The sequence below is a fragment of the Actinoplanes sp. L3-i22 genome (assembly GCF_019704555.1).
Classification (GTDB): domain Bacteria; phylum Actinomycetota; class Actinomycetes; order Mycobacteriales; family Micromonosporaceae; genus Actinoplanes.
Genome location: NZ_AP024745.1, coordinates 7,568,835 through 7,587,673, shown reverse-complemented (window position 1 = coordinate 7,587,673; position 18,839 = coordinate 7,568,835). Strand labels below are relative to the sequence as shown.

At 71.2% G+C, this 18,839-nt stretch carries 20 protein-coding genes; 16 read left to right on the top strand and 4 right to left on the bottom strand.

Annotated elements, in window-relative coordinates; all coding sequences use genetic code 11:
* The first annotated feature begins 51 nt into the window (after nt 1–51).
* From L3i22_RS34245 to L3i22_RS34225, 5 genes are all read left to right on the top strand, one after another.
* The gene (locus L3i22_RS34245) at nt 52–846 is read left to right on the top strand and encodes an ABC transporter permease (RefSeq protein ID WP_221321629.1); all 795 of its coding nucleotides are present in this window, start codon (nt 52–54) and stop codon (nt 844–846) included.
* Nucleotides 843–2,462, top strand: coding sequence for an ABC transporter ATP-binding protein (locus L3i22_RS34240; protein ID WP_221321628.1), 1,620 nt, complete (start codon nt 843–845; stop codon nt 2,460–2,462). The genes L3i22_RS34245 and L3i22_RS34240 overlap by 4 nt, the downstream gene beginning before the upstream one ends.
* Nucleotides 2,449–4,227: an ABC transporter ATP-binding protein gene (locus tag L3i22_RS34235; protein ID WP_221321627.1), complete on the top strand. Its 1,779-nt coding sequence runs from the start codon at nt 2,449–2,451 to the stop codon at nt 4,225–4,227. The genes L3i22_RS34240 and L3i22_RS34235 overlap by 14 nt, the downstream gene beginning before the upstream one ends.
* Nucleotides 4,217–5,977 (top strand): ABC transporter ATP-binding protein, encoded by a 1,761-nt coding sequence (locus L3i22_RS34230; RefSeq protein WP_221321626.1) that lies wholly within the window; start codon nt 4,217–4,219, stop codon nt 5,975–5,977. The genes L3i22_RS34235 and L3i22_RS34230 overlap by 11 nt, the downstream gene beginning before the upstream one ends.
* Nucleotides 5,978–6,048: 71 nt before the next feature.
* Nucleotides 6,049–6,327 carry a hypothetical protein gene (locus L3i22_RS34225; protein ID WP_221321625.1) on the top strand — a complete coding sequence of 93 codons (279 nt, stop codon included), beginning with the start codon at nt 6,049–6,051 and terminating at the stop codon, nt 6,325–6,327.
* Between the two features lie 12 nt (nt 6,328–6,339).
* Here L3i22_RS34225 and L3i22_RS34220 read toward each other — a convergent pair whose 3' ends face one another.
* A complete protein-coding gene (locus L3i22_RS34220; protein WP_221321624.1) occupies nt 6,340–6,924 on the bottom strand; it encodes a reprolysin-like metallopeptidase in 585 nt (194 codons plus the stop codon).
* Between the two features lie 388 nt (nt 6,925–7,312).
* On the opposite strand from L3i22_RS34220, the gene L3i22_RS34215 reads away from it, so the two are divergent.
* The 10 genes from L3i22_RS34215 to L3i22_RS34170 all read left to right on the top strand — a co-directional run bounded on the left by L3i22_RS34215 (nt 7,313) and on the right by L3i22_RS34170 (nt 15,453).
* The gene (locus tag L3i22_RS34215; protein WP_255657375.1) at nt 7,313–7,603 is read left to right on the top strand and encodes a hypothetical protein; all 291 of its coding nucleotides are present in this window, start codon (nt 7,313–7,315) and stop codon (nt 7,601–7,603) included.
* A complete protein-coding gene (locus L3i22_RS34210; protein WP_221321622.1) occupies nt 7,603–8,274 on the top strand; it encodes a nucleotidyl transferase AbiEii/AbiGii toxin family protein in 672 nt (223 codons plus the stop codon). Before L3i22_RS34215 ends, L3i22_RS34210 begins: the two co-directional genes overlap by 1 nt.
* 195 nt (nt 8,275–8,469) lie before the next feature.
* On the top strand, nt 8,470–9,399 hold the full coding sequence (locus L3i22_RS34205) for a DUF389 domain-containing protein (RefSeq protein WP_221321621.1): 930 nt from the start codon (nt 8,470–8,472) through the stop codon (nt 9,397–9,399).
* Between the two features lie 69 nt (nt 9,400–9,468).
* Nucleotides 9,469–10,083 carry a VOC family protein gene (locus tag L3i22_RS34200; RefSeq protein ID WP_221321620.1) on the top strand — a complete coding sequence of 205 codons (615 nt, stop codon included), beginning with the start codon at nt 9,469–9,471 and terminating at the stop codon, nt 10,081–10,083.
* A gap of 16 nt (nt 10,084–10,099) precedes the next feature.
* Complete coding sequence (locus L3i22_RS34195) at nt 10,100–11,446, top strand: NAD(P)/FAD-dependent oxidoreductase (RefSeq protein WP_221321619.1); 1,347 nt, start codon at nt 10,100–10,102, stop codon at nt 11,444–11,446.
* 127 nt (nt 11,447–11,573) lie between these two features.
* Nucleotides 11,574–11,861 (top strand): helix-turn-helix transcriptional regulator, encoded by a 288-nt coding sequence (locus tag L3i22_RS34190; RefSeq protein WP_221321618.1) that lies wholly within the window; start codon nt 11,574–11,576, stop codon nt 11,859–11,861.
* Between the two features lie 20 nt (nt 11,862–11,881).
* Nucleotides 11,882–12,877, top strand: coding sequence for an LLM class flavin-dependent oxidoreductase (locus tag L3i22_RS34185; RefSeq protein ID WP_221321617.1), 996 nt, complete (start codon nt 11,882–11,884; stop codon nt 12,875–12,877).
* Nucleotides 12,878–12,938: 61 nt separating this feature from the next.
* Complete coding sequence (locus tag L3i22_RS34180) at nt 12,939–14,144, top strand: right-handed parallel beta-helix repeat-containing protein (protein WP_255657374.1); 1,206 nt, start codon at nt 12,939–12,941, stop codon at nt 14,142–14,144.
* A 61-nt stretch (nt 14,145–14,205) separates the two neighbouring features.
* Nucleotides 14,206–14,814, top strand: a complete 609-nt coding sequence (locus tag L3i22_RS34175) for a TetR/AcrR family transcriptional regulator (protein ID WP_221321616.1) — start codon at nt 14,206–14,208, stop codon at nt 14,812–14,814.
* 216 nt (nt 14,815–15,030) lie between these two features.
* A complete protein-coding gene (locus L3i22_RS34170) occupies nt 15,031–15,453 on the top strand; it encodes a hypothetical protein (protein ID WP_221321615.1) in 423 nt (140 codons plus the stop codon).
* Between the two features lie 77 nt (nt 15,454–15,530).
* Here the strand turns inward: L3i22_RS34170 and L3i22_RS34165 are convergent, their stop codons facing one another.
* Nucleotides 15,531–16,712 carry an APC family permease gene (locus L3i22_RS34165; protein WP_221321614.1) on the bottom strand — a complete coding sequence of 394 codons (1,182 nt, stop codon included), beginning with the start codon at nt 16,710–16,712 and terminating at the stop codon, nt 15,531–15,533.
* 111 nt (nt 16,713–16,823) lie between these two features.
* Between L3i22_RS34165 and L3i22_RS54440 the strand changes: the two genes are divergently transcribed.
* Complete coding sequence (locus L3i22_RS54440) at nt 16,824–17,288, top strand: Lrp/AsnC family transcriptional regulator (RefSeq protein ID WP_221321613.1); 465 nt, start codon at nt 16,824–16,826, stop codon at nt 17,286–17,288.
* A 132-nt stretch (nt 17,289–17,420) separates the two neighbouring features.
* Here L3i22_RS54440 and L3i22_RS34155 read toward each other — a convergent pair whose 3' ends face one another.
* Together L3i22_RS34155 and L3i22_RS34150 are read right to left on the bottom strand one after the other, a co-directional pair.
* On the bottom strand, nt 17,421–17,639 hold the full coding sequence (locus tag L3i22_RS34155) for a DUF397 domain-containing protein (protein ID WP_255657373.1): 219 nt from the start codon (nt 17,637–17,639) through the stop codon (nt 17,421–17,423).
* Between the two features lie 95 nt (nt 17,640–17,734).
* Nucleotides 17,735–18,595, bottom strand: coding sequence for a helix-turn-helix transcriptional regulator (locus tag L3i22_RS34150; protein WP_221321612.1), 861 nt, complete (start codon nt 18,593–18,595; stop codon nt 17,735–17,737).
* Nucleotides 18,596–18,839: the final 244 nt, after the last annotated feature.

Sequence of the window (18,839 nt, the reverse complement as noted above, 5' to 3'; positions counted from 1 at the left end):
GTCACCGCTACCGAAGAGCGCACTGTCCGGCGTGTCGGAAAAATCTGGACGTTGATTCGCAATCCCGGCTTTCTGCTGGCAGCAATCTATGTGGCTTTTGTCGTCGCGGTCGCCTTCCGGCCGAGCCTGTTCACCGGGCAGGATCCCTACGCGACCAATCCAGCGACCGCCATGCAGGCGCCCAGCGGCAGTCACCTGTTCGGCACCGACGTCTACGGGCGCGACCTGTGGAGCCGGGTCCTGCACGGGTCGCCGCTGACCATCCGGGCGACCCTGATCGCCCTGGCCATCGCGCTGGTCGCGGGGCTGGGGCTGGGCATCGTCTCGGGCTTCTTCGGCGGCCTGACCGACTCGTTCCTGATGCGGGTCATCGACGTGCTGCTGGCCATCCCCGGTCTGCTGCTCGCGCTGAGCATCGTCACCGCGCTCGGTTACGGCACCATCCCGGTCGCGGTGGCGGTCGGGGTCGGCATCGTCCCGGGCTTCGCCCGGACGACCCGGGCCGAAGTGCTCAGGGTCAAGACTTTGCCGTACGTCGAAGCGGCCCGCGCCGGCGGAGCCAGTTGGGGCCGGGTCCTGCTGCGGCACATCCTGCCCAACTCGTGGGGCCCGGTCGCGGCCCTCGCCGTCCTCGACGCGGGCGTGGCGATCATCGCGATCGCGTCGCTGAGCTTCCTCGGTTTCGGCGCCGCGCCGCCGGCCGCCGAGTGGGGCACGCTGATCGCCGACGGCCGCAACTACCTGGTCACCGCCTGGTGGCTGAGCCTGCTGCCGGGCCTGTTCGTGGCCCTGCTGGTGCTCAGCCTCAACCACATCGCCAAAACGTTCCAGGAGCTGAACCGATGAGTCTGGTCGAGATTTCCGGGTTGGACGTCGGGTACGTCCGGCACCGCGCCATCCAGCCCGCCGTGACCGGATTGGATCTGACCGTAGGGCAGGGCGAGGTGGTCGCGATCGTCGGCGAGTCCGGCTCCGGCAAGACCACCACCGGCAACGCGCTGATCGGCCTGCTGCCGGCCGCCGGCAAGATCACCGCCGGCTCGATCCTGGTCGACGGAGTTCAGGTCGCCGGCGCCCGCGAGCGCACCCTGCGCCGGCTGCGCGGCTCCACGGTCGGCCTGATCCCGCAGGACCCGATGGTCGGCCTGAACCCGACCAAGCGGGTCGGCGCCCAGATCGCCGAGGCCGTCCGGCTGCGCGGCATCGTCGGGCCGGCCGCGACCGCCGAGGTGATCGAGCACCTGACCCAGGCCGGCGTGCCGGAGCCGGAGCTGCGCGCCCGGCAGTACCCGCACGAGCTCTCCGGCGGCCTGCGGCAGCGCGTGCTGATCGCCATCGCGCTCGCCGGCCGCCCGAAACTGATCATCGCCGACGAGCCCACCAGCGCCCTCGACGTGACCGTCCAGAAGCGGATCCTGGACCACCTCACCGGCCTGGTCCGCGAGCAGGGCATCGCGCTGTTGATCATCACGCACGACCTGGCCGTCGCCGCCGACCGCGCCGACCGCGTGGTGGTGATGCGCCACGGCCGCAAGGTCGACGAGGGCGACCCGGCGACCATCCTGTCCGCGCCGCGGGAGGGCTACACCCGTCAGCTGATCGCCGCCGCGCCCCGGTTGGCGCACGGCGGGCAACTTCAAGCCCATTTCGACGTACGGGACGAGCCCGCGCCCGACCCGATCCTGACCCTGATCGGGGTCGGCAAGACGTTCGCGGTCACCGATCCACGGCGCGGCCGGCGCGGCTTCAACGCCCTCGAGGACGTGACGGTGACCGTGCCGCGCGGCCGCACCCACGCCCTGGTCGGCGAGTCCGGCTGCGGCAAGACCACCACGCTGCGGATCGCGCTCGGCCTGGAGTCGGCGACCACCGGCTCGATCGTGCTGGACGGCACCGAGATCAGCGGCCTGTCCTGGAGCCGGATGCGGCCGCTGCGGCGCAAGGCCCAGCTCGTGCACCAGGACCCGTTCGCCACCCTGGACCCGAAGTTCACCGTCCGCCAGTCGGTGACTGAACCGCTGGTCTCGTTCCGGATCGGCGACCGGCGCAGCCGCGAGGCCCGCGCCCGCGAGCTGCTCGACCAGGTCGCGCTGCCGGCCGCCTACCTGGACCGGCTGCCCGCCGAGCTGTCCGGCGGGCAGCGCCAGCGGGTCGCGATCGCCCGGGCGCTCGCGCTCGAACCCGAGCTGCTGATGCTCGACGAGCCGGTCTCCGCCCTCGACGTGCTGGTCCAGGAGCAGATCCTGCGACTGCTCGCCGACCTGCAGGACCGGCTCGGACTCTCCTACCTGTTCGTCTCGCACGACCTGGCCGTGGTCGCCCAGATCTCGCACACGGTCTCGGTGATGAACGCCGGCAAAGTGGTCGAGGAGGGCCCGGTCGCGCGGGTGTTCAGCGACCCGCGGAGCTCGTACACCCGCGAGCTGATCGACGCCATCCCGGGCCGCCGTGTCGCCGCCTGACCTGCGACGCGACTCCGCCCTCGCGGCCCAGTTCGCCGGCGCCCGCGCCAACCCCGGCACCGCGCTGGTCGCCACGGTCACCGGCCTGGTCAACGGCTCCACCATGGTGGCCGGCGCGTCCGCGATCGCCTGGGCCACCGACCACCTGGTCGTCCCGGCGCTGGCCGGCGAGCCGGTGCCGGCCCGCGCCTGGTGGCTCAGCGCCCTGTTCATCCTCGGCGTCTCGGCGACCCGGTGGCTCACCATCCTGGTCCGCGGGGTCAGCACCGGCCGGGTGCAGTACCGGGCCCAGGCCGAGACCCGGCGCGCGGTGGTGCGCCGCTACCTCGACCTGCACCCGGACTGGCACCGCGAGCGACCACCCGGCAAGCTGCTCGCGCACGCCGGCGGGGACGTGGACGCGCTCTGGTCGCCGATGCAGTTCGCCTACTTCGCGGTCGGCATGGTCTTCATGCTGCTGCTGGCGTTGACCGAGCTGTTCCGCCGGGCGCTCGTGCTCGGTCTGGTCGGGCTGGCGCTGGTGGTGGCGGTGCTCGGGCTCAACCTGACCTACCAGCGGCTGCTCGCGCCGCGCGCCCGCGACGCGCAGGCCGCCCGCGGCGTGGTCAGCGGGGTCGCGCACGAGTCGATCGAGGGCGGACCGGTCGTCCGCAGCCTGGGGCTGATCGAGAAGGAGGACGCCCGGTTCGCCCCCGGGGTGGAGCGGCTGCGCACCGCCGACCTGCGGATGGCGTCGGTCAGCTCGGTCTTCGACCCGCTGCTGGAACTGCTGCCGACCGCGGCCGTGCTGGTCGTGCTCGGGTTCGGGGCGCCGCGCGTGCAGGACGGGCGGCTCAGCGTGGGAGATCTGGTCGGCGTCGTGTACCTGCTGATCACCATCGCGATCCCGCTGAACGTGATCAGCCGGTTCCTGTCGATGCTGCCGATGTCGTCGGCGGGGCGGGAACGGATCCAGGGGGTGCTGGGCAGTGCTCACGTCGTACCCCATGGGGATCTTGATTTTGATCCTGGGTCTGCCCGGCCGATGCGGGTGGAACTGCGCGGCGCGGGGGTGAGCCGGCAGGGGCGGCGGATCGTCGCGGACGCCGACCTGGTGCTGGCGCCCGGCACGATCACCGTGGTCGTCGGCGCGGTCGGCTCCGGCAAGACCACGCTGCTCGACCTGGCCGGCGGGCAGGCGCACGCGGACCGCGGGATCGTGCTGCTGGACGGGGTGGACGTGCGGTCGCTGACCCGGGCGGCGGTGCCGGCGCACGTCGCGACGGTGTCGCAGAGCCCGTTCCTGTTCGCCGAGTCGATCCGGGACAACCTCGTGCTCGGCGGATCATATGCGGACGCCGACCTGTGGCGGGCGCTGCGCTGCGCGGCCGCCGAGGAGATCGTGCGCGGGCTGCCGGACGGCCTGGCGACGGTGGTGGGGGAGCGCGGCGCGACGCTCTCCGGCGGGCAGCGGCAGCGGATCTGCCTGGCCCGGGCGCTGCTCCGGGAGCCACGGCTGCTGATCCTCGACGACGCCACGTCGGCGCTGGACTCCCGGGTCGAGCGGCAGGTGCTCTCGGCGCTGGCCGAGCTCGTCGCCGGCGGCGGGCCGACCGTGCTGATCAGCACCAACCGGCCCGGCGCGGTGCGGGTCGCGGACCGGGTGATCGTGCTGGCCGGCGGGCGGATCGTGGCCGCCGGCAGCCCGGACGAACTGCGCGACAGCCCGGAGTTCCGGCGGATCGTGAACGCCTATTCCGAGGGAGAACCCAGCGGTGTCCACTGAGCTGCTCGCCGACCTGAGCCGGAGCGGGCCGCGCCGGCTGGTCGCCACCGCGGTCCGGGTGTCACCGCAACTGCGGCAGGGACTGGCGGTGACGTTCCTGCTCGCGCTGCTGGCCGGCGCTGGGCGGATCATCGCGCCGCTGACCGTGCAGCACGTGATCGATTCTGGACTTGACCCGGACACGGTCGGGCCGGCGATCGCGGTCGGGGCCGGCGCGGTGGTGCTCGCCGGCGGGTCGTCGCTGCTGCTCAACCGGCGGCTGCAGGGCCGGGTGGAGGCGGCGCTCGCCGGGCTGCGCCGGGACGGGCTGCGCCGGGTGCACGACATGGCAGCGGCCGGCGCCGACCGGCTGCCCAGCGCGGACCTGGTCACCCGGCTGACCAGCGATCTCGACCAGGTCACCACGTTCCTGCAGGGCGGCGGGATCCAGTTCCTGACCAACACGGCGCAGCTGCTGATCGCCACCGGGATCCTGCTCGTCTACGGATGGCAGCTCGCAATCCCGGTGCTGCTGATCACCGCGGTGCTGCTGGTGGCGATGAGCCGGACCCAGCGGATCATCGCGCGGCGCTTCGACCGGGCCCGCCGGGACCTGTCCGCGCTGCAGGGGGCGGTCGCGGAGTCGGTCCTCGGCGGACCGCTGATCCGGTCGACCGGGACCGCGGACCGCACCCGCGCCAAGCTCGACGCCGCCGTGGATCGCTCCCGGGACAGCCTGATCGGAACGCAGATCCCGCTGCACTCCAACGCGTCGCTCGGCGAGCTGGCGATCTCGACGATGACGGTGACCGTGCTGCTCGGCGGGGTGTGGTTCGCGCTGGCCGGGCATCCCGCGGCGCCGCGGCTGACGTCGGGCGAGGTGGTGGCGATGGTGTTCCTGGTGACGTTCTTCGTCCGGCCGCTGCAGTTCGTGGTGCAGAGCCTGGGCGAGGCGCAGAACGCGCTGACCGGGTGGCGCCGGGCCCTGGAGCTGGTCACCACCCCGGCGGCCCTCGGCGACGACGGCGTTCCGCTGCCGGCCGGGCCGGTCGGGGTGCGGCTCGACGACGTCTCGGCCCGCTACGCCGGCGGGCCGCTGGTGCTGCGGGACGTCTCGGTGCGGATCGAACCGGGCGAGCACGTGGCCGTCGTCGGGCGGACCGGGTCCGGCAAGTCGACCTTCGCCAAGCTGCTCACCCGGCGCCTGGAACCGGCCGGTGGGCGGATCCGGCTGTCCGGGACACCCCTGGCGCGGCTCGGTGACCTGGCCGGCCGGGTCGTGATCGTGCCGCAGGACCCGTTCCTGTTCGACGGGAGCATCGCGGACAACATCCGGCTCGGCGCGGACCGGGCCACCGACGAGGACGCGCTGCGGATCGTCACCCGACTCGGGCTGCGCGACTGGCTGTCGACCCTGCCGGACGGACTGTCGACGCGGGTCGGCGTACGCGGGGAACGCCTCTCCATCGGCGAGCGTCAGCTCGTCGCCCTCGCCCGGACCGCCCTGGCCGACCCGGACCTGGTCATCTTCGACGAGGCCACCTCCGGCATCGACCCGGCGACCGACGCGGCCGTGCAGCGCGCCCTGACCACGCTGACCCGGGGACGGACCACGATCTCGATCGCGCACCGGATGCCGATGGCCGAGGCCGCCGACCGGGTCCTGGTCTTCGCCGACGGCCGCCTGGTCCAGGCCGGCCCGCACCGGACGCTGGTGACCGAGGACGGCCCGTACGCCGGCCTGGCCGCCGCCTGGGCCGACCCGGGCTGAGGCCGGTCCCGGCGGTCTACCATCAGGCAGTCGCCGCCGGTCGGGCCGGTGACCGGGGCGGGGGCAGCAGCATGGCGACCGAGTTCGCGTTCGACGACGAGATCCTGCTTCTCGACGGCCGGGTGCTGGAGATCTTTCACCGGGGCACCGAGGAGAGCACGCGGTACCACGTGGCCTTCCTGCGGATCAGCGCGACGCCGGCCGGGGACGGCTACAAGGTCCGGCTGGGCCGGGCTTCGGGGGCGGACGACATCGTCGGCGGCCGCCGCTGGAAGATGACCCCGGAACGGTTCGCCGGCTTCCAGACCTTCATCGCGGACGCCATCGCCGCCCGCGACAACCCCGCGTAGCGCGGCCAGGACTCAGTAGAGGACCTCGATGCCGTCGATGTCGTCCGGGCGGGGCCCGGTGTAGCCACAGACGTCGAACCGCGGGTATGTCGACGGCTGCATGATGGGAATGTTGGGGCAGCTCTGCGCCGAGGAGTCATCGAGACCCAGCGCGTGGCCGATCTCGTGAGCGAACGCGCTCTGTCGCTTGGGCACGCTGTAGGCGTCAGCCATATAGGTGTTCACCCAGGCATAGATGGGGTTGATCCAAGTGCCGTCGACACCGCAGTTGCTGACGAGATTCGTCTGGTTGGGACCCAGCGCGATGCTCTCGTAGCCGAAGCCGCGGCCGAAGTTGCCGTCCGCGACCACGAGGTCCGCGCCCGAGGTCACCTTGGTGAAGGTCAGCAGCGAGTTCGCCGCGCTGTCCCAGGCGTTGATCGCGTTCTGGGCGGCGGTGCTGTAGCCGGCCGTCCTCGTGGCGTCCTTCCACTTGATCGAGCCGCTGGCGAACTTGCAAACTCCGTAGTTGAAGGCGAGAGCCGGATTGCTCAGGGTGAGGACGGTGGCGGTCGGCAGGACGATCAGCGAGACCGCCAGTGCCAGCAGTCTTCTCATCAACGGTTGCTCCTTCATCGCTGGGTGAAGCCCTGCCGGCAAATTAGCGATCATCACTGTCGAGTCGCTCTTGAATCTCTGTCACGCCGTTTCGGTTATCGGCCCCGCCCGGCCCCGTCTCCCATACAGGTCCTCATCCCGCGCTCGGTGCGATCGGCGCGGGGTGAGGCGCCATTGCCGGCGGCCGGAACGAGCGACGAGATGCCCGCCGAAGGACATGACCTGCGGCCGTCCGAATTCGTCAGGTATCCGGGCGATAGGATCTGGGTCGGATCCTGATCGTTTGCCGGGCACGCGGATGAAGGGGAACAGGGTTGTGGTTGAGCCGACCGAGCCTGTGCGAGGCGCGCCGCGGGGGTCGCGTTATGCCGATCAGCGGCCGTACGTCGTGAGCGAGCGGCTCGAGGATCTGTCCGGGCCGGTCACCGGCGAAGTCGTGCTCGGCCGACGGCTTGATTGGTCCGGGCGGGCGCGATACGACCTCGGCAACCCGCGCCGGCTGGCCAGCATGTATGAAACCGTCCTGCGTGAGGCCACCGGCAGCGAAGATCTTGAACTCTGGCTGGACGGACCGACGCTTCTGCGCCTGTGGGCCGGGCTGGTCCTTCCCCCACAGGTGCGACTTGCTTGGGAGGCCAAGCACCCGGCCCTCGCCGACGCCCGCCGAGCGGCCGCGTAGTGCCGCACGAGGCGGAGCCACTGCACCGTGTTCTTGCCGAGATCGGTCTGCGCGCGGGCGGTCCGTTCGGTTTTGCTCTCGCCGGTGGCCACGCTGTCGCGGCACACGGCATCATCGACCGGCCGAGTGAAGATGTCGACCTCTTCGCTGACTGGCAGCGGCGAGCGGACTTTCCCACCGCCGTGGATGCGGTTGTCGCGGCCTATGAAGGCGCGGGATTCAGCGTCGTAGTCGATCTTCGCCTGGAGACCTTTGCGAGGCTGCTCATCAGTCGGGCGGCCGAACCGGATCAGCAGCACCGGGTGGAACTCGTCGCCAACTGGCGTGCTCAGCCGCCCGTTGAGATGCAGATCGGTCCCGTTCTGCATGCCGACGATGTGATGGCGGGCAAGATGGACGCCCTGAACAACCGCGCCGCGGCACGGGACTTCATCGACATCGACGCCGCCATGACCCGCGGTCGATACACGGGGGAGCAGCTTTGCACGCTGGCCTCGGAGGCTGACGCGGGTTTCGACAGGCAATTCTTTGCCCAGATGCTCGGCATGATCGATCGTTTCGACGATCAGGACTTCATGGACTACGGTCTTGAATCCGCCCGGATCGCGGCACTGCGTGAACGATTCCGAGCCTGGCAGGCCGAGCTCCAGGCATCGGCTGAGCCCGAATAAGTTGAGCCGGGGGTCGTGGCGCAGCGCGTAGCTGAGCGCTCGGCCACCCCGACGGTGTGACTCTCCGAGTGCTGTTGGCCGGGCATCGACCCGCCCGTGACGCCGGGACTGCCGTGGGGTGCTCGGGACCACTTCGTACGTACGGCGAAGTGAATTTGATCTTTGGGTTCGGGGTTGTCCCTAGACTCTCGGGCCATGCTGCATGTTCGTGTTATCGCGCCTGAGCTGGTTTCCTCGCGGGTTGTCGAGATGCTCGCGGGGGACGTGGCGGTCACCCACGTGGTGGTGCTGGCGGGGGCGGCCCTGTCGCCGGCCGGGGATCTGATCGAGTTCGACGTGGTGCGGGAGGGGGCCAGTTCGGTGCTGGACCGGCTCCGGGAGTTCGGGCTGGAGCGGGACGGTGCGATCGTCATGGAGCGCATCGACACGACGCTGTCCGACGCCGCGGATCGGGCGGCCCGGCGGGTTCCCGGGCTCGGTGTCGACGCGGTGGTGTGGCACGAGATCGAGCAGCAGACCGGGGAAGAGGCCGCGCTGTCCGCCTCCTACCTCGCCTTCATGATCATTGCGATGATCATCGCGGCCGTCGGGGTGCTGCTCGACCAGCCGATCCTGATCGTCGGGTCGATGGTGGTCGGGCCGGAGTTCGGGCCGCTCGCGGCGTTCTGCGTCGGGGTGGTGCAGCGCAAGTTCGCGCTGGTGCGGCGGTCGGGGCTGGCGCTCGGGGTGGGCTTTCCGGTGGGCATGGCGGTCACCGTCGTGGCGGTGTGGCTGCTGACCTGGGCCGGGCTCGTCGACAAGTCGATGCTGACGGCCGAGCGGCCGCTGACCGACTTCATCTGGCGGCCGGACGCGCTCTCCTGGGTGATCGGCTTCCTCGGCGGGGTCGCCGGGATCCTGTCGCTGACCTCGGCCAAGGCCGGCACGCTGGTCGGCGTGCTGATCTCGGTGACGACGATCCCGGCGGCGGCGAACGCGGCGGTGGCGGTGGCCTACGGGGCCTGGGACGAGTTCGCCGGGTCGGCCCTGCAACTGGCGATCAACCTGGCCGCGATCGTGGTCGCCGGGTTGCTGACGCTGGTGGTGCAGCAGGTGGCTTGGCGGTTCACCCGCTCCGGTGGGTGACAGATCGGGGCTGCCGCGAGAACCTGCTTTCATCGGCAACTTCGGATGAATGCGGAAGGGTTGCGGAACATGGACATGAAGCTGGAAGTCGTCGTCGTCCCGGTCTCCGACGTCGATCGGGCCAAGGCCTTCTACACCCGGCTCGGCTGGCGGCTGGACGCCGACTTCGCCACCGACGACCTGCGGGTCGTGCAGGTCACCCCGCCCGGCTCGCCGGCGTCGGTCATCTTCGGCACGTCGGTCACCAAGCAGCGGCCCGGCACCGCCGAGGGCCTGCAGCTGGTCGTCACCGACATCGCGGCGGCCCATGACCAGCTCAAGCGGCTCGGCGCCGAGCCCAGCGAGGTCTGGCACGACGCCGGGGGCGTGTTCCACCACGGCGGTACCGACGCCCGGGTGCCCGGTCCGGCCGCCGAGCGGGGCAGCTACGGCTCGTACCTGTCGTTCGACGACCCGGACGGCAACGGGTGGATCCTGCAGGAGGTCACCACCCGGCTGCCGGGGCGGGTCGACCCGGCGACCACGACGTACGCGTCGTCGTCCGACCTGGCCGACGCGATGCGCCGGGCCGCGGCCGCGCACGGCGAGCACGAGGCGCGCACCGGCGAGGCCGACGAGAACTGGCCGGACTGGTATGCGGCGTACATGGTCGCGGAACAGGCTGGCACCGAACTGCCGCGGTGAGCTCGGGGACCCGGCGATGAGCGACTACGACGTGATCATCATGGGCGGCGGTTCACCCGGCGAGCACACCGCCGGCGCCCTGGCCGACGGCGGCCTGCGGGTGGCCGTCGTCGAGCCGCACCTGGTCGGCGGGGAGTGCTCGTACTACGCGTGCATCCCGTCGAAGACGCTGCTGCGGCCCGGCGAGGCCGTGCGGGGCGCCCGGGACGCCGCCGCGACCGCGGAGGTGGACGTCGGGCAGGCCCTCGCCTGGCGGGACTTCATGGTCTCCGGCTACTCGGACGCCGGGCAGGAACGGTGGCTCGCCGCCAACGGGATCGACCTGCTGCGCGGGACGGGCCGGCTGGCCGGGCCGGGCGTGGTCGAGGTGGCCGGCCGGCGGTACACCGCCGAGCACGTGGTCGTCGCCACCGGCGCGGACCCGGTGATCCCGCCGGTGCCCGGCCTGCGCGAGCTGCCCGGCCTGTGGACCAACCGCGAGGTCACCGGCATGACGGCGGTCCCCCGGCGGCTGATCGTGCTGGGCGCCGGCCCGGTCGGCGTCGAGATGGCCCAGGCCGTGCGGCGGCTCGGCGGCGAGGTGGTGCTCACCTCGCGCGGCGACCGGGTGCTGCCGCGCGAGCCGGCGCCGCTGGGGCAGGCGCTCGGCGAGGTGCTGCGCCGCGACGGGATCGAGCTGGCGCTGGGGCCGGCCGCCTCCGCCGCGCGCCTCGACGGCGACGAGTACGTGCTCGGCCTCGACGACGGGACCGAGCTGCGCGGCGACAAACTGCTGGTGGCGACCGGGCGCAGCCCCCGGGTACACGACATCGGCCTGGAGACCGTCGGGGTCACGCCCGGGGCGCACGGCATCCCGGTCGACTCCCGGCTGCGCGCCGCCGACCGGCTCTGGGTGGTGGGCGACGCGACCGGGCTGTTCCTGCTCACCCACGTCGGCAAGTACCAGGGGCGGATCGTCGCGGCGAACATCCTGGGCGAGCCGCGGGAGGCCGACTACACGGCGGTGCCGCGGGTGGTCTACACCGATCCGCAGGCCGCCGCGGTCGGGGTGGGCGACGGCCGGTTCAGCGCCACGATCGCACTGGCCGATGTGGCCAAGACCGCGGCGTACACCCGGGCGTACGCGACGTCGAACGGGTTCCTGACGCTGGTCAGCGACGGTGACGTGGTCACCGGGGCGTACGCGCTCGGCCCGGAGGCGGGGGAGTGGCTGCAGCAGGCGACGCTGGCGATCCGGGCCCGGATTCCGCTGGCCGTGCTGCGCGACACGATCCAGCCGTTCCCGACGTTCTCCGAGATCTACGTCGCGGCGATCAAGAGCCTCTACGCCCAGATCGGGCAGAGCGCCGCCAAGGGAAGGTGAGGAGCGCCGCCAAGGGAGGGCGAGGCGCGGCGAAGGGAGGGTGAGGCGCGTCATGGCGACTAGCGGCATCCACGCTGGGTGACGTAATTTCGTTAATCAGCGAAATGCCGAAGGATGGTGCGACGAGATGCTGGAGGAGTGCAAGGCGCTCGCCAACGAGACGCGCCTGGCGATCCTGGACTGGCTGAAGGACCCGGCCGCCCACTTCCCCGAGATCGAGGACGGGGCGGCGGGCGTCTGCGTCGGGCTGATCCAGCGCCGGGCCGGCTGCTCCGCGTCGACCGTCTCCGCGCATCTGGCCATCCTGCAGCGGGCCGGCTTCCTGCGCTCGACGCGGCGCGGGCAGTGGACCTACTACCGCCGGGACGAGGAGCGCATCCGCGCCTTCGCCGCACGCGTGCACCACGATCTGTGACTCTGGAAGGCGGCACCCACATGCCCACCGTGATCTCCCTGCTCGACCTGGCGCCGATCTCCGCCGGGCAGAGCGCGCGCGACAGTTTCCAGGCCAGCATCGCGCTCGCCCGGGCCGCCGAACGGGCCGGCTATGAGCGGGTCTGGTACGCCGAGCACCACAACATGGCCACGATCGCGTCCTCCGCGACAAGCGTCGTGATCGGGCACGTCGCCGCGCACACCGAGACGATCAGGCTGGGCGCCGGCGGGATCATGCTGCCGAACCACTCGCCGCTGGTGATCGCCGAGCAGTTCGGCACGCTGGAGACGCTCTTCCCGGGGCGCATCGACCTCGGGCTGGGCCGGGCGCCCGGCAGCGACCAGGTCACCACGCGGGCCCTGCGCCGCGACCACCAGTCCGCCGAGTCGTTCCCGCAGGACGTCCTGGAACTGCAGGGCTACCTGGCCGGGAAGTCGGTGATCCCGGGCGTGCAGGCGGTGCCGCGCGCCGAGCGGCCGGTGCCGCTCTACGTCCTCGGCTCGTCGCTGTTCGGCGCGCAACTGGCGGCGAAGCTCGGCCTGCCGTACGCGTTCGCGTCGCACTTCGCCCCGGACGCGCTGCACGAGGCGGTCCGCGTCTACCGCGGCACGTTCACGCCGTCGGCGCAGCTCGCCGAGCCGTACGTGATCGCCGGGGTGAACGTGATCGCCGCCGACTCCCACGACGAGGCGGTCGCGCAGATGACGTCGTCGTACCGGTCGAGGACGCGGGCGTTCATCAGCCGCGGCGGCGTCGGCCGCAACTACACCGACGCCGAGATCGACGCGTTCCTGGCCTCGGCGGGCGGCCAGCAGCTCGCGTCGATGACCCGGTACACCGCGGTCGGCACGCCCGACGAGGTGCGGGACTATCTGGCGGCGTTCGCCGAGTCGTGCCAGGCGGACGAGTTGATCACCGCGCACCACGCGCAGTCGGTCGAGGCCCGCGTCCACTCGGTCGAACTGACCGGCGCGGCGATGCTCGCGGCCGCCTGAGCAACCTTTCCGCCCGACGCGGACACTACTGGAGGAAACCCCTTTCCCCCAGGAGGTCCCCATGAAGGTAGTCCCCGGGCGCAGGCTTCTGCTCGCCGCGGCGTCCGTGCTCACCGTGGTGGGTGCGGGCGCCGCCGCGGTCGGCACCGCCGACGCCGCGACCGCCGCCACCTACTACGTCGCGACGACCGGCAGCGACGGCAACGCCGGCACGCTCGCCGCGCCGTTCGCCACGATCCAGAAGGCGATCGACGTGGTCGCGGCCGGCGGCACGGTCGCGGTGCGCGGCGGCACCTACGCGCTCGCCACCAACCTGCAGATCACCAGGAGCGGCACCGCCGCCGCGCCGATCACGCTGACCCGGTACGGCACCGAGAAGGTGGTCATCGACGGGGAGGCGCTCGGCTACACCCCGGGCGCGGTCGGGTCGACCATCCCCGCCGCGCAGCGCGGCGCGATCCACATGGCGGCGTCCTACTGGAAGCTGACCGGGCTGGAGATCGCGCACGGCCCCTACGGCGTGTACTGCGACAACTGCACCGGCAACACCTTCGACCAGCTGATCACGCACGACAACTACGAGACCGGCTTCCAGCTGCAGGGCGCGTCGGCCGGCAACCTGATCCTGAACCTGGACAGCCACGACAACCGGGACCCGCGCAAGAACGGCGAGAGCGCCGACGGTCTCGGCGTCAAAGAGGGCAGCGGCGCCGCCAACATCGTGCGCGGGGCCCGGCTCTGGAACAACGTCGACGACGGCTTCGACGCCTGGAGCTTCAGCTCCCCGATCACGATCCAGAACTCCATCGCGTACGGCAACGGGTACAACCGCTGGAGCATCCCGGACTTCTCCGGTGACGGCAACGGGTTCAAGCTCGGCGGCAGCAGCGGCACCGGACCGGCGGCGAGCCACGTGGTCGGCAACAGCATGGCGTTCGGCAACGCGGCGCACGGGTTCACCGACAACGGCAACACCGGCGCGATCGTGGTGAACCGGTCCACGGCGTACCAGAATGTGAAGACCGGTTTTGATTTCGATGGTGGCTCGACCGCGAAGCTGACCGCGAACCTCGCCGTCGGCAACGCCACCGCGGTGGCGCTCGGCTCGTCGACCGCCTCCGGGAACTCGTGGAACCTCGGCGGCACCTGGACGCTGCTGAGCACCAGCACCACCACGATCACCGGCCCGCGGGCGGCCGACGGCTCGATCGCGACCTCGACGTTCCTGGTCCCGGCCAACGGGGCCGCGGTCGGAGCGAAGATCTGAACGACATCGACGCTGGGTAGTCTTGGCTCGTTGCGGTGGACGGCCGGGGAGGGGACCGCTGGTGGGTGTCGCCAGGGAAGTGGTCACGCAGAACCGTGAGCAGATCATCGCCGCCGCCGAGCGCCTGTTCCGGGCGAAGGGCGCCGACGCGGTCGGTCTCAACGAGCTGATGGCCGCGGCCGGCCTGACCCGGGGCGGCTTCTACAACCACTTCGCCTCCAAGGATGCCCTGGTCGAAGCGGTTATCGCGCGCGCGATGGCGAATGGCTGGTCCAGCCTGGACGCGGCGATCACCGACGCCGAGGCGAACGGGCGGGACGCGGTGCTGGAGCAGATGACCTACTACCTGTCGCCCCGGCACCGCGACGACATCGACCACGGTTGCTCGAATGCCGGGTTCGCCGGCGAGGCGCCCCGGCTCAGCGGGCCGGGGCAGCAGCGGTACACCGACGGCTTCGCCCGCAACCTGGACCGTTTCACGGCCGCCTTCGAGGCCCGGCCCGGCCTGGACCGGGCCACTGCCCGGGCCGCCGCGGTCGCGGTGTTCAGCCAGATGGTCGGCGCACTGCTGCTCTCCCGCGCGGTCCGCGACAGCGACCCCGCCCTGGCCGCCGAGCTCCTCGACCGCTCCCGCGAGGACCTGGCCCGCCGTCTCACCCCACAAACCTAGAAGATCAAAACCGCGATTTGGGTACGGCGTGAGCCCCGTCCCGTCCGCTCGCCCTGATCCGCCGGCGCCCGCCGGAACTACGGGCGACGCCATGCCGGATCACAATGTCACTCGACATTGACAGCGGCGGCGGGTGGCGCGTAGACATGATGTCGATCGACATTGTGTTGCCGGGGCGGTAGCGCCACCAGGCACTTTCTGACGGGACCCACGAACATGCCGATGATCGATGTCTACGCCGCGCCCGGCACCTTCGCCGACCGGCACCAGCTGGCGATCGACCTGGCCACCGCGGTCAAGGAGGTGGAGCAGGTGCCGGACATCGCGATGTTCCGCAAGAACACGGCGGCCTTCGTGCACGACCTGCCCGCCGACGCGATCGCCAACGTCGACGGCGACAGCGACTACGTCCGGGTCCAGGTGCTCACCAACGCCGGCGCGCTCGACCGGGACAAGCAGGTCGCGGTCGTCGAGCGGCTGACCGCCGTCGTGGCGGCGGCGGCCGGCGACCCGTCCCTGGCCCAGCGCACCTGGGTGCTGCTCACCGAGGCGGCCGAGGGCGGCTGGGGCCTGTGGGGCCACGCCCACACCAACGCCGAGCTGGTCCAGGCCGCCCGCGCCGAGCTCGCCAAGGGCTGAACCCGGCCCCACCGCCCGGCGGCGGAGGCGATCCGCCCGGCGGTGGAGGTGGATCGCCGGGCGGTGGAGGTGAAGCGTCAGGCGGTGGAGGTGAGCTGACGGGTCGGGCGGGCCGGGCGGGCGGTGCCGGCGACGACCGCGGCGACCAGGATCGCCGGGAGGGCGGCGGCGCCCGCGTAGCCGAGAATGATCACGTTGGCGGCGGCCGCGACCGCGGCGATCAGGCGCACCGGGCCGTGCATCGAGCGGGCCGCGGACAGCATGCAGCCGACGTAGACCAGCAGGAAGAACGAGACCGGGATGGTCACCGCGGCGGCGACCGGGACGACCCCGAGGCCGATCAGGGCGAGGATCACGACTCCGGCGCCGGTCAGGCTGACCGGAAACCACCACGAAGACCGACTGAGGGTACGAGCCAGCTCCGCGCCCCCGCTCAGATACGCGTTGACCGTCCCGAGGGTCAGCAGCACCGCCGCCACCGCCGCGACCACCTGGCCGGACGGCCCGATCGCCACGGTGAGCAGGGCGGCGATCGGCGTCCGGGTGCCCGCCCCGGCCCCGAGCGCGGCGATCGTGACGCCGGCCAGTGCCAGGTAGAGCACCGCGGTGATCGCGAAGGCGGCGCCGATCACCCGCGGCAGCTGGCGGCGCGGGTCGGCGAAGCGCCCGGTCAGCGGGGCGACCGCCTCCCAGCCGACGAACGAGAGCATCAGCACGGCGGCCGCGTCGCCGATCGCCGACCAGCCGTGCGGGGCGAACGGGCGGAAGTTGGCCGGGTCCGAGCCGGGCAGGGCGCCGCCCACGGCCAGGGCCAGGACCAGCAGCAGGACGGCCACCATGGCCAGCTGGACACCGGTCGAGGTGCGCAGGCCGCGCCGGCTGACCGCGATCAGCAGGGCCAGCATCGCGCCGGCGAGCAGCGCCTGCCCGGTGTGGCCGCCGGTCAGGTAGCCGGCGCCGAGCGTGCAGACGATCGGGGCGCCGGTGACGATGCCGGCCAGGAAGCACCAGCCGGCCGCGCGCCCGGCGCGTTCACCGAGGCCGGCGGTGACGTAGTCGGCGACGCCGCCGGCCGAGCGGTGCTCGGTGCCGAACCGGGCGAAGACCACGGCGACCAGGCCGGACAGGACCAGCAGCAGGGCCCAGGCGACGATCGAGGCGGGGCCGGCCCGGTCGGCGGCCAGGCCGGGCAGGACGAGCAGGCCGGGCCCGAGGAGGGCGCCGACGTAGAGCGCGATGCCACGCGGGGTGCTGAGCATGACGCAATCCTCGCGACATCCGGGCCGCACGCGATGGCAAACTTCGGCGCCTGCGGGCGGGGCGGCGCAACTTCGTGCGGCGGCTACGGCCGTACGGGAAATAATGTTGTGATGTCTTCTTTTGATGCCACCGACCGGGCGATTCTGAGCCGGCTGCAGGTGGACGGGCGGATCGCGAACAACGAGCTGGCCGAGGCGGTGAACCTGTCGCCGTCGGCGTGCCTGCGGCGGCTGCGGGCCCTGGAGCAGGCCGGGGTGATCGCCGGGTACCGGGCCGAGCTGGACCGGGAGCGGCTCGGGCTGGAGCTGACGGTCTTCGTGCAGTTGAAGGTGAACCGGCACTCGCACGAGACGTCGACGCAGGTCGAGGCGGCGTTGACGGCGATCCCGGCGGTGGTGGCGTGCTACCTGATCTCCGGGGAGACGGACTTCCTGATCGAGATCGCTGCCGGCAGCCTGGCCGAGTACGAACGGATCCTGCTCGACCAGATCCTGGCCGTCCCGCACGTCGTCGACGCCCGCAGCACGTTCGCGATCCGCACGATCAAGAGCCGTGGGCCGCTGCCGGTTCGATGATCGGGCGCAGCGGGATCGCGGCCGGCGGGGCCGGGCGGCCGGGCAGGTCGCGACCGGTCCCAGGAGCACCGGAATGCCGACGCCGCGCCCGGTGTGCGCGGGCTTTGTTTTCAGCGCCGGGTGGCTACCGCATCAACCTTCGAACAGGAAGTCGAATTCGCCGCGCTTCGCGCCGATGATGAAATCGCGCCACTCGTCGGTGGTATAGCTGAGGATCGCGCCGTCCGGGTCCTTCGAGTCCCGCACGGCGACCGTGTCGATGCCGAAGGCCGCCACCTGTACGCAGTTGTTCTGGGTGCAGGCGCTTGAGGTGATCCACTGCTCGGCGTTCTGCCGTGAGGAGTGCTGCACGTCAGTTCCCTCTCTCCGGTGCCGGGACAACGGAGTCTAAACACGCGGCGTGTCCGTTTGGCCCCAGAACCACTCGAAAAGGTGAACCGCGTGGTTTAAGACGTTTCAATCGCGGACAGGATCAGGCCCCGCGAGGCGCGCTGCGAGTGGGCGCTGTTCCGCAGGGTGGTGAAGGTCCGGGTGTACTCGTCCACGACCGCGGTTTCGTCGAACGACATCGTATCGGTCTGATGATATTCGATGTAGACCACCGGATCGATGTCCGGCTCGGCGTTGTTGGTCATCCGCGGACCGAATTCAAGAAGAGTGAAACCATTCAGCATCCCGGCGTGGACGCCGGCGCTGAACGGGATGATGAACAGCTCCAGCGCCTCGGAGTCGATCATGTGGATCAGATGATCCAGCTGCTTCTTGAAAATCTCGGCCCCGCCCACGAGCCGATGTATGGCCGCCTCGTCGAGAATTACCGTGAATCGCGGCGCCGATTCTTTGAGAACCTGCTGCCGCCGCATTCTCACGTCCACCCTTGATTGGCGCTCGTCCGGATTCACCGGGAACGTTATCTCGGTCGCGTATTCACGCGTCTGCAGCAGCCCCGGAATGGCCATGATCTCGAATTCCTTGATGTGCGTGGCCGCGCGCTCCATGCCGATCAGGACCTCGAACCCGGGCGGCAGATTGAGCGTTTGCCACCAGCCGCGGTCCCGGCTCTCGCGGGTCATGGACATCAGCCGGTCATGAACCCGCGCGTCGGTCACGCCGAAGATCCGCAACAGGTCGCGGACGTCGCGGAGCGTGGGATTCCGCTGCGCGGTCTCGATTCGGCTGATCTTGGCGGGGGAGCAGAGCAGGAGTTCAGCCACGTCCTGAACGCTCAGGCCGGCCTCGGTTCGGTAGTGCCGGAGCGCGCTGCCGACCTGCCGGCGGCGCACGGTCGGGCCGAGCGGTGTGGGCATGCGATGCCCCCTCTGGTGGTGCGGTGTAGCGCCAGTTGGCAATTAGCTATATGGCAGTTACGTGCGATGAAGATATCTTGGTATAGGACTCTTGGCAATTGACTTGATCCTGGGTGACAATTATGGTATCCCAATAAAATGTCGCGCGCGCCTGATGAAGATCGGGGAGGTTGATGCCTATCGGGATCAAGTAGAACCGCGTGAAGATTCATTTCCTGACCGGCGGCAACCGGTCAAAATCGGG

Bases quoted from the DNA above. Each gene is read 5' to 3' on its own strand.
- L3i22_RS34240 (WP_221321628.1), top strand. From the start codon at position 843: ATGAGTCTGGTCGAGATTTCCGGGTTGGACGTCGGGTACGTCCGGCAC.
- L3i22_RS34225 (WP_221321625.1), top strand. From the start codon at position 6,049: ATGGCGACCGAGTTCGCGTTCGACGACGAGATCCTGCTTCTCGACGGC.
- L3i22_RS34220 (WP_221321624.1), bottom strand. From the start codon at position 6,924: ATGAGAAGACTGCTGGCACTGGCGGTCTCGCTGATCGTCCTGCCGACC.
- L3i22_RS34205 (WP_221321621.1), top strand. From the start codon at position 8,470: ATGCTGCATGTTCGTGTTATCGCGCCTGAGCTGGTTTCCTCGCGGGTT.
- L3i22_RS34200 (WP_221321620.1), top strand. From the start codon at position 9,469: ATGGACATGAAGCTGGAAGTCGTCGTCGTCCCGGTCTCCGACGTCGAT.
- L3i22_RS34195 (WP_221321619.1), top strand. From the start codon at position 10,100: ATGAGCGACTACGACGTGATCATCATGGGCGGCGGTTCACCCGGCGAG.
- L3i22_RS34190 (WP_221321618.1), top strand. From the start codon at position 11,574: ATGCTGGAGGAGTGCAAGGCGCTCGCCAACGAGACGCGCCTGGCGATC.
- L3i22_RS34185 (WP_221321617.1), top strand. From the start codon at position 11,882: ATGCCCACCGTGATCTCCCTGCTCGACCTGGCGCCGATCTCCGCCGGG.
- L3i22_RS34180 (WP_255657374.1), top strand. From the start codon at position 12,939: ATGAAGGTAGTCCCCGGGCGCAGGCTTCTGCTCGCCGCGGCGTCCGTG.
- L3i22_RS34170 (WP_221321615.1), top strand. From the start codon at position 15,031: ATGCCGATGATCGATGTCTACGCCGCGCCCGGCACCTTCGCCGACCGG.
- L3i22_RS34165 (WP_221321614.1), bottom strand. From the start codon at position 16,712: ATGCTCAGCACCCCGCGTGGCATCGCGCTCTACGTCGGCGCCCTCCTC.
- L3i22_RS54440 (WP_221321613.1), top strand. From the start codon at position 16,824: ATGTCTTCTTTTGATGCCACCGACCGGGCGATTCTGAGCCGGCTGCAG.
- L3i22_RS34150 (WP_221321612.1), bottom strand. From the start codon at position 18,595: ATGCCCACACCGCTCGGCCCGACCGTGCGCCGCCGGCAGGTCGGCAGC.